This window comes from Klebsiella sp. GL120222-02, from assembly GCF_003097195.1.
GTDB lineage: Bacteria > Pseudomonadota > Gammaproteobacteria > Enterobacterales > Enterobacteriaceae > Klebsiella > Klebsiella variicola.
The window spans coordinates 137,427-156,095 of the sequence record NZ_QEQO01000007.1; the positions used below are offsets into that span (position 1 = coordinate 137,427).

General features: G+C 56.1%; 17 protein-coding genes and 1 pseudogene. 10 read left to right on the forward strand and 8 right to left on the reverse strand.

Going from position 1 to position 18,669, the window contains the following annotated elements; genetic code table 11:
* Positions 1-35 precede the first annotated feature (35 nt).
* Complete coding sequence (locus tag N438_RS20040; protein ID WP_002911524.1) at positions 36-287, forward strand: DUF2766 family protein; 252 nt, start codon at positions 36-38, stop codon at positions 285-287.
* Positions 288-324: 37 nt separating this feature from the next.
* Here the strand turns inward: N438_RS20040 and N438_RS20045 are convergent, their stop codons facing one another.
* From N438_RS20045 to N438_RS28885, 3 genes and pseudogenes are all read right to left on the reverse strand, one after another.
* Complete coding sequence (locus tag N438_RS20045; protein WP_165818812.1) at positions 325-1,836, reverse strand: MFS transporter; 1,512 nt, start codon at positions 1,834-1,836, stop codon at positions 325-327.
* 294 nt (positions 1,837-2,130) lie between these two features.
* Positions 2,131-2,640, reverse strand: a complete 510-nt coding sequence (locus N438_RS20055; protein ID WP_012541238.1) for a non-heme ferritin-like protein — start codon at positions 2,638-2,640, stop codon at positions 2,131-2,133.
* 387 nt (positions 2,641-3,027) lie between these two features.
* Positions 3,028-3,124: pseudogene (locus tag N438_RS28885) on the reverse strand (hypothetical protein); the annotation flags it as partial.
* A 405-nt stretch (positions 3,125-3,529) separates the two neighbouring features.
* On the opposite strand from N438_RS28885, the gene N438_RS20060 reads away from it, so the two are divergent.
* From N438_RS20060 to otsA, 5 genes are all read left to right on the forward strand, one after another.
* On the forward strand, positions 3,530-4,510 hold the full coding sequence (locus tag N438_RS20060) for an arabinose ABC transporter substrate-binding protein (RefSeq protein ID WP_002911518.1): 981 nt from the start codon (positions 3,530-3,532) through the stop codon (positions 4,508-4,510).
* A gap of 60 nt (positions 4,511-4,570) precedes the next feature.
* A complete protein-coding gene (gene araG, locus N438_RS20065) occupies positions 4,571-6,085 on the forward strand; it encodes an L-arabinose ABC transporter ATP-binding protein AraG (RefSeq protein WP_032730730.1) in 1,515 nt (504 codons plus the stop codon).
* Positions 6,086-6,099: 14 nt separating this feature from the next.
* Positions 6,100-7,080: an L-arabinose ABC transporter permease AraH gene (araH, locus tag N438_RS20070; protein ID WP_004203438.1), complete on the forward strand. Its 981-nt coding sequence runs from the start codon at positions 6,100-6,102 to the stop codon at positions 7,078-7,080.
* A gap of 161 nt (positions 7,081-7,241) precedes the next feature.
* Positions 7,242-8,030 (forward strand): trehalose-phosphatase, encoded by a 789-nt coding sequence (otsB, locus tag N438_RS20075; protein WP_008804233.1) that lies wholly within the window; start codon positions 7,242-7,244, stop codon positions 8,028-8,030.
* Positions 8,005-9,429 (forward strand): alpha,alpha-trehalose-phosphate synthase, encoded by a 1,425-nt coding sequence (gene otsA / locus N438_RS20080; protein ID WP_008804234.1) that lies wholly within the window; start codon positions 8,005-8,007, stop codon positions 9,427-9,429. The genes otsB and otsA overlap by 26 nt, the downstream gene beginning before the upstream one ends.
* 23 nt (positions 9,430-9,452) lie before the next feature.
* Here the strand turns inward: otsA and uspC are convergent, their stop codons facing one another.
* Positions 9,453-9,881 carry a universal stress protein UspC gene (gene uspC, locus N438_RS20085; protein ID WP_116696438.1) on the reverse strand — a complete coding sequence of 143 codons (429 nt, stop codon included), beginning with the start codon at positions 9,879-9,881 and terminating at the stop codon, positions 9,453-9,455.
* Between the two features lie 352 nt (positions 9,882-10,233).
* Here uspC and N438_RS20090 point away from each other — a divergent pair, with 352 nt between their 5' ends.
* Positions 10,234-11,817, forward strand: coding sequence for an MFS transporter (locus N438_RS20090; protein WP_008804236.1), 1,584 nt, complete (start codon positions 10,234-10,236; stop codon positions 11,815-11,817).
* Between the two features lie 4 nt (positions 11,818-11,821).
* Positions 11,822-12,961, forward strand: a complete 1,140-nt coding sequence (locus N438_RS20095; RefSeq protein ID WP_032730728.1) for a glycoside hydrolase family 105 protein — start codon at positions 11,822-11,824, stop codon at positions 12,959-12,961.
* A 60-nt stretch (positions 12,962-13,021) separates the two neighbouring features.
* On the opposite strand, the gene argS is transcribed toward N438_RS20095, so the two are convergent.
* A complete protein-coding gene (gene argS, locus N438_RS20100; RefSeq protein ID WP_012541245.1) occupies positions 13,022-14,755 on the reverse strand; it encodes an arginine--tRNA ligase in 1,734 nt (577 codons plus the stop codon).
* 235 nt (positions 14,756-14,990) lie between these two features.
* Here argS and N438_RS20105 point away from each other — a divergent pair, with 235 nt between their 5' ends.
* Together N438_RS20105 and cutC are read left to right on the forward strand one after the other, a co-directional pair.
* Positions 14,991-15,560 (forward strand): VOC family protein, encoded by a 570-nt coding sequence (locus tag N438_RS20105; protein WP_008804239.1) that lies wholly within the window; start codon positions 14,991-14,993, stop codon positions 15,558-15,560.
* Positions 15,561-15,636: 76 nt separating this feature from the next.
* Entirely contained in the window at positions 15,637-16,380 is a 744-nt protein-coding gene (gene cutC / locus N438_RS20110) for a copper homeostasis protein CutC (protein WP_039103988.1), read from the forward strand.
* Between the two features lie 81 nt (positions 16,381-16,461).
* On the opposite strand, the gene cmoB is transcribed toward cutC, so the two are convergent.
* The 3 genes from cmoB to N438_RS20125 are packed head-to-tail and all read right to left on the reverse strand — an operon-like array spanning position 16,462 to position 18,641.
* A complete protein-coding gene (gene cmoB, locus N438_RS20115) occupies positions 16,462-17,466 on the reverse strand; it encodes a tRNA 5-methoxyuridine(34)/uridine 5-oxyacetic acid(34) synthase CmoB (protein ID WP_039103987.1) in 1,005 nt (334 codons plus the stop codon).
* Positions 17,463-18,206 carry a carboxy-S-adenosyl-L-methionine synthase CmoA gene (cmoA, locus tag N438_RS20120; RefSeq protein ID WP_008804242.1) on the reverse strand — a complete coding sequence of 248 codons (744 nt, stop codon included), beginning with the start codon at positions 18,204-18,206 and terminating at the stop codon, positions 17,463-17,465. The genes cmoB and cmoA overlap by 4 nt, the downstream gene beginning before the upstream one ends.
* Before the next feature lie 39 nt (positions 18,207-18,245).
* Positions 18,246-18,641 carry an MAPEG family protein gene (locus N438_RS20125; protein WP_008804243.1) on the reverse strand — a complete coding sequence of 132 codons (396 nt, stop codon included), beginning with the start codon at positions 18,639-18,641 and terminating at the stop codon, positions 18,246-18,248.
* Between the last annotated feature and the right edge of the window lie 28 nt (positions 18,642-18,669).

Genomic DNA, 18,669 nt, shown 5'->3' on the forward strand with positions numbered 1-18,669 from the left:
GGGTACTATTACGCTCCTGAAAAAAGGAGTAATTAATGTCTCAACATCTTACCGAACACGATGAGCTGGTTTCCGATGTGGTTGCTTGCCAGCTGGTTATCAAACAGATCCTCGATGTCATTGACGTCATTGCGCCCGTGGAAGTGCGTGAAAAAATGACTACTCAGTTGAAAGCTATCGACTTCGCCAGCCATCCGGCCTCTGCCGATCCGGTGACCCTTCGCGCGGTGCAAAAAGCGATCGCATTGATTGAGCTGAAGTTTACCCCGCAGGAAGAGACGCATTAATAACAGGCCTCGCCGTTTACCGGCGGGGCCTTCTTCTTTAATGGGAAACGACGGTCTGCGCAGGCGCAGGGGCAGCATCTTTGAACAACTTGCTGTTGCCCCAACACTCTTCGTAGCGATGACCGACCAGATCCTCCACGATAACTCGTACATCCGGCGCGATATCGCTGATTTTTCCGCCCGCTTTGATCCGCGCGACTTCCTGCAGCACCACCAGATGAGCTTTACGATCCAGCTTCATCTGCTTGCTGAAGACGATGGCGGCCAACGCTAACGCGATCACCCCGACGCAGAATACCACCGCGATAGCGGTCACCGCGCTTTCCGGTTGGCTGTGCGCTTTTGACTGGAAACCGTAGAAGCTCAGGATCGCCCCCATCGAGAACACCACAATCGAGCGCAGAATTTTCCCTGAGAAGGTCATGGCGCCGGCATAGATCCCTTCCCGACGGCGTCCGGTGTAGATCTCATCGACATCGGCCAGGAAGGTGTAAACGGTCCAGGGAATGTAGTAAACCCCGCCGGTACCCAGGCCGAACAGCACGGTAATGCCGAACATCAGCACCGTCGCCAGGCCTGACGGCAGATGGAAGAACCACAGCGAGGTATACAGCAGGACCGCGAAAATCACGATCCCCAGCGCCAGGATATAGGGTTTGCTGAAGCCCTTTTTCACGCACAGGCCGATAAACAGCGCCGTAGAGATCAGCTGCAGAATCGAGTTCAGGCTATTCAGTCCGGCGACCATCGCCGGGTCGTGCTGAAGAACGAATATCACGAAATAGGTAAAGATGGAGGCAAACAGCCATTCAGCGCCAAACCCGCACAGGTACATACCAAGATGTTTGCGGAATACGCGCAGATAAAAGGTGGAACGCATGTCTTTTGCCAGCGACAGCAGGGTGCTCAGCAGCCCTTTCCTGGCGCTGGTTTCTATCTCTTCCTCGCGCTTTCGTTCCCAGCTGCAAAGCCACAGGCAGGAAATCGCGACGATGAGGATAACGCCGTAGGTCAGACCGGTGAGGAAGAAAGGGGTGGCAGAATCTTTGCCATACAGCAGAATGAACTGTCCGGGAATAAACGCCGCAAGGAAGTTGGCTAGCTTGCCGAAAATGGCTTTATAGCCGGTCAGTTTTGAGCGCAGCGAGAAATCATCGGTCATCTCTGTCGCCAGCGTTTCATAAGGCACCATGATAGAGGTGTAGATGATCTCAAACACCACATAGGTGCAGAGGTAGTACCAGAAACTCAGGCCTTCCACCCACAGCAGCGGGTAGAACATCATCAAGGGGATGCCGATCAGCAGAAAGAAACGCCGGCGGCCAAAGCGCTTGCCTAAGCGCGTTTTGCCAAAGTAATCGGTGAGATAGCCCATCAGCGGGTTGCTGATAGCATCGATGATGCTGGCGACGGAGAAGATAAATGAGGCCTCGATCAGCGTCAGGCCGCAAAAAGTCGTATAAAAATAGAGCAGCCAGGCGCCGCTTATCGCCAGCGCGCCACTCCCCAACAGATTACCACCGCCGTAAGCTAACTGATGGCGTAACAAGATCGGTCTTCCCTGCAGCCCTTCAGGGGCTGAAGCCGTGTATCTAGCCATAAAAAATAAACCTCATGTTTTATATTTTTGAAACACTGTTTTTATATTTCTTTGTGGCTTGATAAAAAGTGACCGAGCTCACTAATCCCTGTGAAGGGGTAACGGTGACGAGGGAATGCGATCGCGTTAAAACTTTTTTATTCTATTGGGGAATAAATGAGGTGGAAAAATTGACATAACTGATTTAAAGCGAGAGACGGGGCAGCGTGGGCACGCTCCCCCTGACAGAGCGAAAATGGCTGACTAATGCGGCTTCCGTGGTTCTCCGACCAATGCCATCAGACGCCGATCGGTCTGCTCCATTCCGAGACCAGCTTTATCGGCATTGCGGATTTCCTCAAGCACGCTTTGCAACAGCAGACCATCCTGTTGCTGCTCTTCCGCCAGCAGCGTCAGAAATCGCCAGGTGTTGTCGTCGCTTTGTGCCCTGGCTTCTTCGGCAAGACCGCTCAGCATACTGCTTCGCTGTTGGTAATCGTTCAGGGTTTGGGTAAACAGATCTTCCAGCGAGGTGCATTCGGGATTACAGGCGCGGTCGGGATTCACTATCGGCCAGCTGCCGGCTTTTTTCAGATAGTCAAATACGCGCATGGTGAGGGTAATGCTGCTTTGCGCGCGGGTGCGCAAAAATGTCGCGGCGCCGTCGAAGCGATGACGGGCGCACCACTCGCTTAAGTTCAGGTAAACGTTAGAGGCGTGAAACTCAAGATTCATCTGGGTGTTTAGCTTTTGTGCCATTCCTGGAACTGCCATAAAAAAATATCCTTATTAACCGGGAAGGGGTTACTGATGCGTGTCGACAGATCCTGCGGATAACCACAAGATAAAATAGTGACACGCGGCACTGTTGCAGAATAATAAAACTCTACACATTCCGTATGAGTCGGGTATTTTTTCCATTTGCCGACGATTTAAGAATACTCGCTCAACGGAATTAAGAAAACTCTCAATCGCGGTAATTTACGTTTTGTTACACCATTATTTTTAGAGGGTATCTGGACTGAAATCATGCGCCGTTGGCCGGGGCTTGCTGGCATCGCGTTAGTGATAAGTTATAGGTATTTGACTACGAAATTTGTCGTAGAACAGAGCGGAATAAGTTATTTCAAGCGTAATGTTTCTGGCTAATGATCATTATTTTTATTTTTTGTTGCAGGCTTTTATTTGAAGCGGAATATTTTTTCAATTCGGTATTAATTACGGAAAAGATCCGTTTTTTCGCGATATTAAGCGGTCCCGGTCGCCCGGCGATACGGGGCTGTTGTCACTTAAGAGGCACAGAGGCAAACGCCCTTTACGAGGCCGGCAATCGCCGGGGATAACAGCGCTGTAACCCTCTGTTAAACATCCTCTGACATCACAAGGATAAGTCTGCTGGTGGTATAGATGATCCTGCTATAGCCCGGTAAAATTGTATGACAATTGTGTCATTTTTTATGTCATTTTTTGCTAAATGTATGCACGCAATTACTGTAATTCCGCGATGTGATAATGCTCTCGTATGGAGAAATAATTTCCGGGTATTACTACTCTAACAACGGCAGTGGGGAATGCGATTTTTCTAATGCCTTGTTTTGATGCCGATAAAATTGTTAATTCCGATTTTTCCCTACATGAAAGCGAATTAAAGCTGGAGTTTACCATGCACAAATTTACTAAAGCGCTGGCGGCCATTGGTCTCGCTGCGGTTATGTCACAATCAGCTATGGCGGAAAATTTGAAACTGGGTTTTCTGGTGAAGCAGCCGGAAGAGCCATGGTTCCAGACTGAGTGGAAATTTGCTGATAAAGCAGGAAAAGATTTAGGGTTTGACGTCATTAAAATTGCGGTTCCGGATGGTGAGAAAACCCTCAACGCAATCGACAGCCTGGCAGCCAGCGGCGCGAAGGGCTTTGTCATCTGTACCCCCGATCCCAAGCTCGGGTCGGCGATTGTCGCCAAAGCGCGCGGCTATGACATGAAGGTCATTACCGTCGATGACCAGTTCGTCAATGCGAAAGGCAAACCGATGGAGAGCGTACCGCTGGTGATGATGGCGGCCAGCGAAATCGGCGCCCGCCAGGGGCAGGAACTCTATAAAGAGATGCAAAAACGCGGCTGGGATGTTAAAGACACCGCGGTGATGGCTATCACCGCCGATGAGCTGGACACCGCCCGTCGTCGCACCACCGGCTCCATCGATGCCCTGAAGGCAGCCGGCTTCCCGGACGCGCAAATCTACCGCGTGCCGACAAAATCTAACGATATCCCGGGGGCGTTTGACGCCGGTAACTCCATGCTGGTCCAGCACCCGCAGGTGAAACACTGGCTGATCGTGGGGATGAACGACAACACCGTGCTCGGCGGTGTGCGTGCCACTGAAGGCCAGGGCTTTAAAGCACCGGATGTGATTGGCATCGGCATCAACGGCGTGGATGCGGTCAACGAACTGTCGAAGGCGCAACCGACCGGCTTCTATGGTTCCCTGCTGCCAAGCCCGGATATTCATGGCTATAAAACCAGCGAAATGCTCTACAACTGGGTCACTAAGGGCGTTGAGCCGCCGAAGTTCACGGCGGTGACCGATGTGGTGCTGATTACCCGCGATAACTTCAAAGAAGAGCTGGCGAAAAAAGGGCTGTAACAGCCCGGTTGAACTGGCCCCCGCCGCGGCGGGGGCTGAGTGCTGAAGAGCGGAGTCGTTATGCAACAGTCTACCCCTTATCTCTCATTTCGCGGCATCACCATGACGTTCCCTGGCGTAAAGGCTTTGTCCGATATCAGTTTTGACTGCTACCCCGGACAGATCCACGCGCTGATGGGTGAAAATGGCGCAGGCAAATCGACGCTGCTGAAAATTCTCAGCGGCAACTATATTCCGACCGCTGGCCACCTGCAGATCGGCGGCCAGCAGATGGCGTTCAGCAATACCATGGAGGCGCTGAACGCCGGCGTGGCGATTATCTACCAGGAGCTGCATCTGATCCCGGAGATGACCGTCGCCGAAAATATCTATCTTGGCCAGCTACCGCACAGAGGCGGTATCGTCAACCGATCGTTGCTCAACTATGAGGCCCGCCTGCAGCTGGAACATCTGGGGCTGGATATCGATCCGGAGACGCCGCTGAAGTATCTCTCTATAGGCCAGTGGCAGATGGTGGAGATTGCCAAAGCGCTGGCGCGCAATGCCAAGATCATCGCTTTCGATGAACCGACCAGTTCGCTCTCCGCCCGCGAGATAGACAACCTGTTTCGCGTTATCCGCGAACTGCGGGAGGAGGGGCGAGTCATCATCTATGTTTCGCACCGGATGGAAGAAATTTTTGCCCTCAGCGATGCCATCACCGTCTTTAAGGATGGCCGCTATGTCTGCACTTTTGACGATATGCCGAGCGTCAGTCATGACGCCCTGGTTCAGGCGATGGTGGGGCGCAATCTGGGCGATATATACGGCTGGAAACCTCGCCCCTATGGCGAAGAGCGGCTGCGTCTGGAGGAGGTCAAAGCACCGGGCGTGCGTACGCCGGTCAGCCTCTCGGTACGCAGTGGCGAAATCGTCGGCCTGTTCGGGCTGGTGGGCGCCGGTCGCAGCGAACTGATGAAAGGCTTATTTGGCGGCACTCGGATCACCGACGGTCAGGTGTATATCGATGGCCAGCCCGTGGACATTCGTAAACCGGCCCAGGCCATCCAGGCCGGGATGATGCTGTGCCCGGAAGATCGCAAAGCAGAGGGGATTATTCCGGTTCACTCCGTACGCGACAATATCAATATCAGCGCCCGGCGCAAGCATATTCACGCTGGCTGCCTGATCAACAACGCCTGGGAGGCAGACAATGCCGATCAGCATATCCAGTCGCTGAACATTAAAACGCCTGGCCCGGAACAGCTGATCATGAACCTGTCGGGCGGCAACCAGCAGAAAGCAATCCTTGGCCGCTGGCTGTCGGAAGAGATGAAGGTGATCCTGCTCGATGAGCCCACCCGCGGCATCGACGTCGGCGCCAAACATGAAATTTACAACGTGATATATGGCCTCGCCGCCTCAGGTGTTGCCGTGGTGTTTGCCTCCAGCGACCTGCCGGAAGTGCTGGGCGTCGCTGACCGCATCGTGGTGATGCGCGAAGGGCAAATCGCCGGCGAACTGCTGCATGACGAAGCCAATGAACAGCAGGCGTTAAGCCTTGCGATGCCAAAAGTGAGTCAGGCTGTCGCCTGAGTAAGGAGTAAATGATGTCATCTGTGACTACGTCTGGCGCTACCCGCTCTGCCTTTAGCTTTGCCCGCATTTGGGATCAGTTTGGCATGCTGGTGGTGTTTGCTGTGCTGTTTATCGGCTGCGTAATTTTTGTGCCCAACTTTGCCTCATTCGTCAATATGAAGGGGCTGGGGCTGGCGATCTCGATGTCCGGAATGGTGGCCTGCGGCATGCTCTTCTGCCTGGCCTCCGGCGATTTTGACCTGTCGGTGGCGTCGGTTATCGCCTGTGCCGGGGTCACTACCGCAGTGGTGATTAACCTGAGCGAAAGCCTGTGGCTGGGGATTGCCGCCGGCCTGCTGCTGGGCGCGGTCAGTGGTCTGGTCAACGGCTTTGTCATTGCGCGCCTGAAGATTAACGCCCTGATCACCACCCTCGCGACGATGCAAATCGTCCGGGGCCTGGCCTACATTATCTCCGACGGGAAAGCGGTGGGGATCGAAGATGAGCGCTTCTTCACTCTCGGCTACGCCAACTGGTTTGGTCTGCCGGCGCCAATCTGGCTGACGGTCGCCTGCCTGGTGGTTTTCGGATTATTACTAAACAAAACCACCTTTGGCCGTAATACGCTGGCTATTGGCGGCAATGAAGAGGCGGCGCGTCTGGCCGGGGTCCCGGTGGTGCGCACCAAGATTATTATCTTTGTGCTCTCCGGTCTGGTATCGGCCGCCGCGGGGATCATTCTGGCGTCGCGGATGACCAGCGGCCAGCCGATGACCTCGATTGGCTATGAGCTGATTGTTATTTCAGCCTGCGTGCTGGGCGGGGTATCGCTGAAGGGCGGGATCGGCAAGATCTCCTACGTGGTCGCCGGGATCCTGATCCTCGGGACCGTGGAGAACGCGATGAACCTGCTGAACATCTCGCCTTTCTCACAATACGTCGTGCGCGGTGTGATCCTGCTGGCGGCGGTGATTTTTGACCGCTACAAACAAAAAGCCAAACGCGCGGCCTGATTTCAGGCATAACTTTTAAGTCTACAGAGTAATTACCGCCAGCGCCCGTTTCGCTGGCGGTAACTATCAAAAATGGCGAGGTTGGTCACACTGTCTATACTTACATGGCTAACATATAATTAACAACCAGCTTCGGCTGGCCATGATAAGGAGGAAACAGGGTGGATAACCAGATATCTGTACCGCCTGCGCTAACCGGAAACTACGCTTTTTTCTTTGACCTCGACGGTACTCTTGCCGATATCCAACCGCACCCCGATCAGGTGGTGATACCCGACAACACGTTGCAGGCGCTCAACGCGCTGGCCCAGCAGCAGGGTGGGGCGGTGGCATTGATTTCAGGGCGCTCAATGGCTGAACTTGACGCGCTAACCCATCCCTGGCGGCTACCGCTGGCCGGCGTGCACGGGGCAGAACGCCGTGATATCAATGGTAAAACCTATATCGTTTCTCTGCCGTCGGCGCTGCGCGATGAAATCGCGACTGAGCTGACCTCGGCGCTGCAGGGGCTCCCCGGCTGCGAGCTGGAGAGTAAAGAGATGGCCTTCGCGCTGCACTACCGCCAGGCTCCGCAGCAGCAGAGCGCAGTACTGGAGCTGGCTCAGCGCATCGTTCAGCGCTACCCGCTGCTGGCATTGCAGCTGGGTAAATGCGTGGTGGAGATTAAACCCCGCGGAGTGAACAAAGGGGAGGCGATCAGCGCCTTCATGCAGGAGGCGCCGTTTGCCGGCCGCGAACCGGTTTTTGTCGGCGATGATTTGACCGATGAGGCGGGATTTAGCGTGGTTAATCAACTGCAGGGAATGTCGGTAAAAGTCGGCGCCGGGGAAACTCAGGCGCACTGGCGGTTGGCGGATGCCGCCGCTGTAAGGACGTGGTTGCAACATTTGGCGTATGACGCGCAAACCGAAAGGAGGGATGACCATGAGTCGTTTAGTCGTAGTCTCTAACCGTATCGCCTTACCGGACGATAAAAAATCGAGCGCTGGCGGTCTGGCCGTCGGCATCCTGGGGGCACTGAAAGCGGCGGGGGGTCTGTGGTTTGGCTGGAGCGGCGAAATTGGCGATGACCAGCAGCCGCTGAAGCAGGTCTCCCGCGGAAATATCTCCTGGGCGTCGTTCAACCTGAATGAACGGGACCATGATGAATATTACAACCAGTTTTCCAACGCCGTGCTGTGGCCGGCCTTCCACTATCGTCTTGACCTGGTCAGCTTCCAGCGCGAAGCCTGGGAGGGGTATCTGCGGGTCAACGCGATGCTGGCGGACAAGCTTCTGCCGCTGATCGAGCCAGACGATACGCTGTGGATCCATGATTACCATCTGCTGCCTTTCGCCAGTGAACTGCGTAAGCGCGGAGTGAACAACCGGATCGGCTTCTTTTTGCATATTCCATTCCCGACGCCGGAGATTTTTAACGCGCTACCGCCGCATGCCGAGCTGCTGGAGCAACTGTGCGATTACGATCTGCTGGGCTTCCAGACCGAAAGCGACAGAACCGCCTTTCTTGACAGCATTGCCATGCAGACCCGACTCTCCGATCTCGGGGACAAACGCTATCAGGCATGGGGTAAGGCGTTCAGTACCGAGGTTTATCCGATTGGGATCGATCCGGACGAAATTACGCGCAACGCCAAAGGCCCGCTGCCGCCGAAGCTGGCCCAGCTGAAGAATGAGCTGAAAAATGTGAAGAATATCTTCTCCGTGGAGCGGCTTGACTACTCGAAAGGGTTGCCGGAGCGATTCCTCGCCTATGAGACGCTGCTTGAGAAGTACCCTCAACATCATGGCAAGATCCGTTATACTCAGATCGCGCCCACTTCCCGTGGCGATGTACAGGCCTATCAGGATATTCGTCACCAGCTGGAAACGGCAGCCGGACGCATCAATGGCCAGTTTGGCCAGCTTGGCTGGACCCCGCTCTACTACCTGAACCAGCATTTTGACCGTAAGCTGCTGATGAAGGTCTTCCGCTACTCTGACGTCGGGCTGGTGACGCCGCTGCGTGATGGCATGAACCTGGTGGCAAAAGAATACGTCGCAGCGCAGGATCCGGATAACCCCGGGGTGCTGGTCCTGTCGCAGTTTGCCGGGGCGGCGCAGGAGCTGACCAGCGCGCTGATCGTCAACCCTTACGATCGCGATGAGGTTGCCACCGCGCTGGATCGTGCTCTCAGCATGCCGCTGGCGGAACGTATCGCCCGTCATTCCGCGATGCTGGACGTGATCAGAGAGAATGATATTCATAACTGGCAGGCGCGTTTTGTCGACGATCTGCAGCATATTTCGCCGCGCAGCGAGGAGAGCCGCCTGCGGGGGAAGATAGCCACCTTCCCTAAACTGGCCTAGTTCAGGAAAAGGGCTAACCGGCGTTAGCCCTTTTCAAGGGAAACCAGCAGAACATCGACGCCGCTACTGCCGACGATATTTTTCGCCGAGCAGGTGGCGCGCGAGAAAAGCGAGTGGTTGTGATTGCCGCAGATCACCAGATCAACCTTGTGCGACTGGCAAAAGTCTTTGACATGGTGACCCAGTTCGCCGCAGGCGATGGTCATTTTTTCTATCGGGTAGCCCGCCTGACGAGCCAGCTCATTGAGAAACTCCCGCGTTTCTTCCTGCATCAGCTCACGCAGATTTTCCATCATCGGTGCGGCGAACTGGTTATACATCTCCGGATCCGTGGCGAAGGTGATAAAGCTCACTTTCGCGTTAACGGGGCGGGCAATCGACACCGCTTTTTTAATTAATATCTGACTCTCCGGCGTTGGCGCGACGGCAACCAGCAGATGTGAATAAGGCATCTGGCCTCCTTGAGATACGCGGAATAACCCTTTCTTTCCTTCTTTACTCCTGTTTCCCCAGCGGCGCAAGGGCTGCTCCCGTGATTTGCGACGCTCTTCGCCAGTCCGTGTTTTCCCCACAAGATCACATAAATGAACCTGCCTTTTTATTTAAAAGAAATGCTGTTTTATAAATGAGTGAAGTAGAGACATCGTCTCTTTGTCATTTTGCCACCGGCAGTTGTTCCGTGGCAAAAACACAAAGGTAACGTCGTTTCACTGCTTTTAGTGTAGCCAAGTACCCACTCCCTTCCGGTGGCAAATCCGGAACGATTGTCGGCGTTCTTTTAATAAAAGACACAGGATCACGGCGATGAAAACACGAAAAATTGGACTGGCTAACTACCTGGCCTACGGCGCGGGCGATTTTCTCGGCGCCGGCACGACAGCGCTAACTGCCGCATGGCTACTCTACTTTTACACGACCTTCTGCGGACTGACCCCGATTGAGGCCACGCTTATTTTTGCTGCTGCCCGCGTGCTGGATGCGGTGGTGAGCCCGCTGATGGGCTTTCTCACCGATAACTTCGGCACCACCTGGCTCGGAAAGCGCTTCGGCCGCAGAAAATTCTTTATTCTGCTCGGCATTCCGTGCGTATTCAGCTATTCAGCGATGTGGGTCGGCGAGATGGGCTTCTGGTACTACCTCGTCACCTATCTGCTGTTTGATATGGTTTACACCATGATTCTGGTGCCCTACGAAACGCTGGTGCCAGAGATGACTGATGACTTTAAACAGAAAACCAAATTTTCTGGCGCGCGCATCTCGATGGCGCAAATGTCGGCGATTTTAGCCTCCTTTCTGCCGGGGATCCTCCTCACCTGGCTCGGGAAAGACAATGCCAGCTCATTCTTTTATGCCAGTCTGGTGTTCTCGGTCCTGTGTGCGGTGATGCTGACCTTCGTCTGGTGCTTCACGTGGGAACGGCCGCGTGAGGCGTGGTCAGAGGCGGCGCTGCGGGCGGAAGCGGAAAAACAAAACTTAACCCTCGCTCAGAGCCTCAATCGCCTGGTGATTGAGCTAAGCTCCACGCTGCGGATAAAAATTTTCCGCCAGCACCTCGGCATGTATCTGGGGGGCTATATCGCCCAGGACGTCTTCAATGCCGTGTTTACCTATTACGTGGTTTTTGTCCTGATGCAGGAAGCCTCTGTCGCCTCGAATCTGCTCGGGACGATGGCCATCTTCCAGTTTATTGCGGTGATCGCCATGATCCCGTTGTGCATTCGCTTTGGTCCCGCGCCGTCCTACCGCATGGTGGTGGTCCTGTTTGGCCTGAGCTCGCTCTCGTATGCGCTGCTCTATTACGCCGGACTGAGCGACGTCTATTCCTTACTGCTGCTCATCTCTGCTGTCGCCGGACTGGGACGCGGCGGGATTAACTACGTACCGTGGAATACCTATACCTATATTGCCGACGTCGACGAGGCGATCACCGGCCAGCGCCGCGAAGGAATTTTTGCCGGCATCATGACGCTGACCCGCAAAGCCTCGCAGGCGGGGGCGGTCATGCTGGTGGGTATCATCATGCAGCTGTCGGGGTTTGTCTCCGGGCAAAAAATACAACCGCCAGGGGTGAGTCATACCATTTTGCTGATCCTCAGCGTCGGCACTCTGGTGGTGTTAGCCTGCGGCTTCCTCGTCTCGCTACGCTTCAAGCTCAACCTGCACACCCACAGCATCCTGCGCAGTGAAACCCTCAGAATGCGCGATCTCGGCAGTGCCCAGCCGGAACAGACCATTGCGGAACACCGCGCGGTGGTCGAAATGCTGGCGGGGATGCCTTACGACTGCCTGTGGGGCAATAACAATATTGGCTATCTGAATCGTCATAAACCTGCTGCCCCGGGGCTCACCCAGGGCGGCGCTTTAAATTCGACATACACCCGAGGTTAATAACATGAAAGTTTGGCCGGTCAAACATAGCCCATTACTGTGTCAGCCTGAGCGTTTTATCGCCCGCAGCGAACTGCAGGCACTGATCCGCAACGTGACGCAAAACCTGGTGAACATTAAGGATGAGAGCGGGCAATTTTTACTGCGCCTCGATGACGGGCGCGTGATCGATACCAAAGGCTGGGCCGGCTGGGAGTGGACCCACGGGGTTGGGCTGTACGGCATCTATCAGTATTATCAGCAAACCGGCGATATCGAGATGCGCGATATCATCGACCGCTGGTTTGCCGACCGCTTCGCCGAGGGGGCAACGACCAAAAACGTCAATACGATGGCCCCGTTCCTGACCCTGGCATACCGCTTTGAAGAGACCGGCCGGATGGCGTATCTGCCGTGGCTGGAGAGCTGGGCGGAGTGGGCGATGCATGAGATGCCGCGCACCGAGCAGGGCGGCATGCAGCACATGACCCTGGCGGAGGAGAACCATCAGCAAATGTGGGATGACACGCTGATGATGACCGTGCTGCCGTTAGCCAAAATTGGCAAGCTGCTTCACCGCCCACAGTATGTGGAGGAGGCGACCTACCAGTTCCTGCTCCATGTGCAGAACCTGATGGACCGGGAGACCGGGCTGTGGTTTCACGGCTGGAACTATGAGGGACGGCACAACTTTGCCCGGGCGCGCTGGGCGCGGGGCAACAGCTGGCTCACCATGGTGATCCCGGATTTTCTGGAGCTGGTGGATCTCCCCGAGGGGAACGCGGTACGGCGTTATCTGATGACGGTACTCGACGCACAGATTGCCGCCTTAGCAAAATGCCAGGACGACAGCGGCCTGTGGCATACCCTGCTGGACGATCCGCACTCTTATCTTGAGGCCTCCGCGACCGCCGGCTTTGCCTACGGCATTCTCAAAGCGGTGCGCAAGCGTTACGTCGGGCAGCACTATGCCGGGGTGGCTGAAAAAGCGATTCGCGGGATTGTGCAGAATATTTCGCCGCAGGGGGAGCTGCTGCAGACCTCGTTTGGCACCGGAATGGGGGCAGACCTTGATTTTTATCGCCAGATCCCGCTTACCTCGATGCCCTATGGCCAGGCGATGGCGATCCTTTGTCTGACGGAGTATCTGCGCAAGTATTTCTGAGCAGGGGCCCCGCTGACGGGGCGCCGAATAAAACTAACCCGGCTTTCGCCGGGTTGTTTGTTACATACGCTCTACGGTTTCGATACCCAGGGTATCGAGACCCAGCTTGAGGGTTTTCGCCGTCAGCAGCGCCAGCTTCAGGCGGCTGTTGCGGGTCTCTTCGCTTTCCGCGCTGAGGATCGGGCAATGCTCGTAGAAGCCGGAGAATAGCCCCGCCAGATCGTACAGGTAGGCGCACATCACGTGCGGCGTCCCTTCGCGAGCGACCACGGAGAGGGTCTCTTCAAACTGCAACAGGCGCGCGGCCAGCTGGGCTTCGCGATCTTCAGCGATGACCACCGGCGCGTCGTTCATCGCGTTTTCGTCGATGCCGGCTTTGCGGAAGACGGAGAGCACGCGGGTATAGGCATACTGCATATACGGCGCGGTGTTGCCTTCGAACGCCAGCATATTATCCCAGTCAAAAACGTAATCGGTGGTGCGGTTTTTCGACAGATCGGCATATTTCACCGCGCCGATACCGACCACTTTCGCCAGATTTTCCAGCTCGTCAGCCGACATGTCCGGGTTTTTCTCCGCTACCAGGCGACGGGCGCGCTCCAGCGCTTCGTCCAGCAGATCGGCCAGCTTCACGGTACCGCCGGCGCGGGTTTTAAACGGCTTGCCGTCTTTCCCCAGCATCATACCGAACATATGGTGCTCCAGCGGCACAGAGTCCGGCACGTAGCCTGCTTTACGCACGATGGTCCACGCCTGCATCAGGTGCTGGTGCTGACGAGAGTCGATGTAATAGAGCACGCGGTCGGCGTGCAGCGTTTCATAGCGATACTTCGCGCAGGCGATATCGGTGGTGGTGTAAAGGTAGCCTCCATCCTTTTTCTGGATGATGACGCCCATCGGTTCGCCTTCCTTGTTTTTATACTCATCAAGGAACACCACGGTGGCGCCTTCGCTCTCGACGGCCAGCCCTTTGGCTTTCAGATCGGCGACGATCCCCGGCAGCATCGGGTTGTACAGGCTCTCACCCATTACGTCATCGCGGGTCAGCGTCACATTCAGGCGATCGTAGGTGATCTGGTTTTGCGACATGGTGATGTCGACCAGCTTACGCCACATCTGCAGGAAGTACTGATCGCCGCCCTGCAGTTTAACCACGTAGCTACGTGCGCGCTCGGCGAAGGCTTCGTCTTCGTCGTAGTGCTTTTTCGCTTCGCGATAGAAACCTTCGAGGTCGGCCAGGGCCATCTCACCGGCGTTTTCCTGCTGCTGTTTTTCCAGATACGCGATCAGCATACCGAACTGGGTGCCCCAGTCGCCGACGTGGTTGGCGCGGATCACCTTATGACCCAGGAACTCCAGGGTACGGACTGAAGCATCGCCAATGATGGTCGAACGCAGATGGCCAACGTGCATCTCTTTCGCTACGTTGGGTGCCGAGTAGTCGACGACGATAGTCTGCGCCTGCGGTTTCGTGACGCCCAGGCGCTCAGACTGCAGCGCGCGGTTGACGTTGTCCGCCAAAAACGCGGGATCAAGGAAAATATTGATAAAGCCCGGCCCGGCGATTTCAACCTTGTTGGCAATGCCGTTGAGGTCAAGATGAGACAGTACCTGCTCTGCAAGTTGTCGCGGCGCCATGCCCAGTTTTTTGGCGACAGCCATCACGCCGTTGGCCTGATAGTCACCGAACTGAACTTTTGCTGACTGGCGGACCTGAGGTTCGCAATCGGCAGGCGCGCCTGCCGCGATCAGGGCCTGGCTGACTTTTTCTGAGAGAAGAGCCTGAATATTCACCGGAATACCTTACGTGTAATGCGCCTGCCCCCGAGGGAGGCAGCGCCATAATGTGGACAAATTAGGGCGGGAGTATACTGCATTTGTCCCCGTCCGTCAGCATTGCGCGCGGCGCGGCGGCGTGCGCAATCCATCGCCGTTCAGTTGCCCATCAGCAGGGCGGCGGTTGGTCCGCAGACCGAAACACGGTAAATTACCTTTTCATTACTGACGAGCATCATTGACGAGCAAACCCATGGCAAACTGGCAGCAAATTGAACAACTGGCCGATATTACGGCGGATCTCCCGCGATTTTCCGATGCGCTTCAGCGCTTCACTGCGCGACTGGGACTGGAGATCGCCGGGCTCGACGCCGACCATATCTCCCTGCGCTGTCATCAGAATACCACGGCGGAACGCTGGCGCCGCGGTCTGGAACAGTGCGGAACCCTGCTGTCGGAGAATATGATCAACGGCCGGCCCATTTGCCTGTTCAAGCTGGCGGAGCCGGTCTGCGTGGCGCACTGGCGCTTCCATATCATTGAGCTGCCGTGGCCGGGTGAAAAGCGTTATCCCCATGAAGGCTGGGAGCATATTGAAATTGTCCTGCCTGGCGATCCGGCAACCTTAAATGCCCGCGCGCTGGCGCTGCTGGCCGATGATGGACTCAGCCAGCCGGGGATCGTCGTCAAAACCAGCTCGCCGAAAGGGCAGCATGAGCGTCTGCCGAATCCCACCCTGGCGGTGACCGACGGCAGCGTGACGGTGAAATTTCATCCGTGGTCGATTGAACAAATCGTCGCCAGCGAGCAAGCTGATACGTAACAGTGTGAAGCCGCGCGGCGTCTGCCGCGTGAAATCATGACATGCTGCAAAGGTTGTCTGGATCAGGGAGAGAGGAATGGCGGTACTGGAAGTGTGTTGCTACAGCATGGCGTGCGCTCGGGAGGCTGAGCGCTGCGGCGCCGATCGTATTGAACTCTGCGCCGCGCCGCAGGAAGGGGGATTAACACCCTCTTATGGGGTGCTGGTCTCGGTCCGCGAGGCGATTACCCTCCCGGTGCATCCGATCGTTCGCCCGCGCGGCGGCGATTTCTGCTACACCGAAGAGGAGTTCGCCGCGATGCTTAGCGATATCCGCATGGTGCGGGAGCTCGGCTTTCCCGGGGTGGTGACCGGCGTACTGAATGCCGATGGCCAGGTCGATATCCCGCGGATGAAAAAAATAATGGCCGCGGCCGGGCCGCTGGCGGTGACCTTTCATCGCGCGTTCGATCTGTGTGCCGACCCGCGTCAGGCCTGGAAGACGCTGGGTGAGCTGGGGGTTAAACGTATCCTGACTTCCGGTCAGCAATCCTCGGCGGAGAAAGGTATTTCATTAATTACGGAACTTATTGCCGCAGGGGATACTCCAATCATTATGGCCGGTGCGGGAGTGCGCGCCGCGAACCTGCCGCTGTTGCTGAAGGCGGGGGTGAAAGAGGTTCATAGCTCTGCAGGCCAGTGGTTGCCATCGGAGATGCGCTTTCGTCATCCAGGCGTTTCGATGTCAGCCGATCCCGATGCGGACGAATACAGGCGCTACGCCGTCAATGGCGAAGCGGTGGCGGAGATGAAAGGGATTATCTCCGCCTGGAGAAGTTAAACGGTTTTTTGCTGCACATCATGTCGCCCAATATGATGATTGCCCGTACCAGGCCCCTGCCCATTAAACAGGGGCCTTTTTTTATCTCGCTTTTTTTGCCAGCGACTGCTGCGTTTCCGGTTTGGTGGCGATAATCACCGCGCGCAGCGGAGCCGGATACCCCTCCACGGTTTTGCGCTGATCCTGCGGGTCGAGGAAATCGGCCAGCGATTCACTGGTCATCCATTCGGTGCGCCGCTGCTCATCGGTCGAGGTGATGCAGGCATCGACGATGCGCACATCGATAAACCCGCACTTCTCCAGCCACATTTTCAGGGCCGCCGCCGAGGGAATAAAATAGACGTTGCGCATCTGCGCATAGCGGTCGCCCGGAACCAGCACCGTATTTTCATCCCCTTCGACCACCAGCGTCTCCAGCACCAGCTCGCCTCCCGGCGCCAGCTGATCTTTCAGCTGCCACAGATGGTCCAGCGGCGAGCGGCGATGGTAGAGCACGCCCATCGAGAACACGGTGTCGAAGGCCTCCAGCGCCGGCAGCTGCTCGATGCCCAGCGGCAGGAGATGCGCCCGCTGGTCGTTGCCGAGCAGCTTACGCACCGCTTCAAACTGGCACAGGAACAGCTGGGTGGGATCGATGCCGACCGCCAGATGCGCGCCGGCGCCGATCATTCGCCACATGTGATAGCCGCTGCCGCAGCCCACGTCGAGGATAGTCCGCCCGGTAAGATCGGACAGGTGCGGCAGGACGCGCTCCCATTTCCAGTCGGATCGCCATTCGGTATCGATGTTGATGCCGTACAGCGAATAAGGCCCTTTGCGCCACGGCATCAGGTTTTTAAGCAGATTTTCTACCCGCAGCTGATGACCTTCGCTAAGCGGCGTTTCGCTCTCGGCGGTGACGCTGTGCAGGAGATCCAGACGCCACGGCGTTAATTCCGGAAGAAACTCAACGGCGCGCTCCCATTCGCGAAACTTGCCGTGCAGGGCCTCGCGCTGCCAGGCGGCTACCTGAGCTGGCAAGGTTTCCAGCCAGTGAGATAGCGGGCTTTTGGCGATCAGCTGATAGAAATTACTGAAGTCGATCATGCCTGCTCCCCGGATTTTACTGCCACCAGCGAGCCAAAGTTAAAGCACTGGAACCACAGTTCGGCATGTTCAAACCCAGCCTGACGCAGGCGGGCTTTATGGGTTTCCACGGAGTCCGTCAGCATCACATTTTCCAGCATGCTGCGTTTCTGGCTGATCTCCAGCTCGCTGTAGCCGTTCGCGCGTTTAAAATCATGATGCATATTGAACAGCAGCTCGCCGACGTGGGCGTCTTCGAAGCTGAATTTCTCCGAGAGCACCAGCGCGCCGCCCGGATTAAGCCCCTGATAGACTTTATTGAGGATCGCCTGGCGATCGCCCGGCTCAAGGAACTGAATGGTAAAGTTCAGGATCACCAGCGAGGCGTTTTCAATGGCCACATCGCGGATATCCCCTTCAATGACCTCGACCGGCGTCGGCGCTTTATAGGCGTCAATATGGCGACGGCAGCGCTCTACCATCGCGGGAGAGTTGTCGATGGCGATAATGCGACAGCCCGGATGACTAATATTGCGGCGCACAGAGAGGGTGGCGGCGCCCAGCGAACAGCCAAGATCGTAAACCTGGGTGTTGGGCTGAACGAAGCGCTCGGCCAGCATGCCGATCATCGAGATGATATTGGAATAGCCGGGCACAGAGCGCTGGATCATATCCGGGAAGACTTCAGCAACCCGTTCATCAAAGGTCCAGTCGCCGAGGCTGGCAATCGGCGCGGAAAAAAGCGTATCGCGGTGAGACATAACGTTAAACCCGAAAAAACGAAAACGGCGTATTGTGCGCTAACGGAGGGAGAAAACCAACTCCCAGGGCATATACCAGAGGTTGGCCAGCACCATCAGCAACAAGGCGCACCAGGTGGCGCTCATGCCGGAGCGGCGCCAGTGGTAGACGCGGTGATGAAAACCCCAGGAGTGCATCAGTCGCCCGACAATCAATAAAATGCCGCAAACGTGCACCATCCAGGTCTGGGCGCCGTTCATCTCCATAAATAACAGCAAAATGAGGCCAATCGGCACATATTCGACGGCATTACCGTGAACGCGGATGGCGACCTGAAGCTCGCTAAAGCCGCCGTCACCGTAGCCTACATGGTATTGGGTGCGTAACCGCACCACGTCGAACGAGAACTTCACTAACAATAACGCACCTAAAACGGCATACAGCGCGCTGACCATACGAAAACTCCCTTTAACTCTGGCAGAT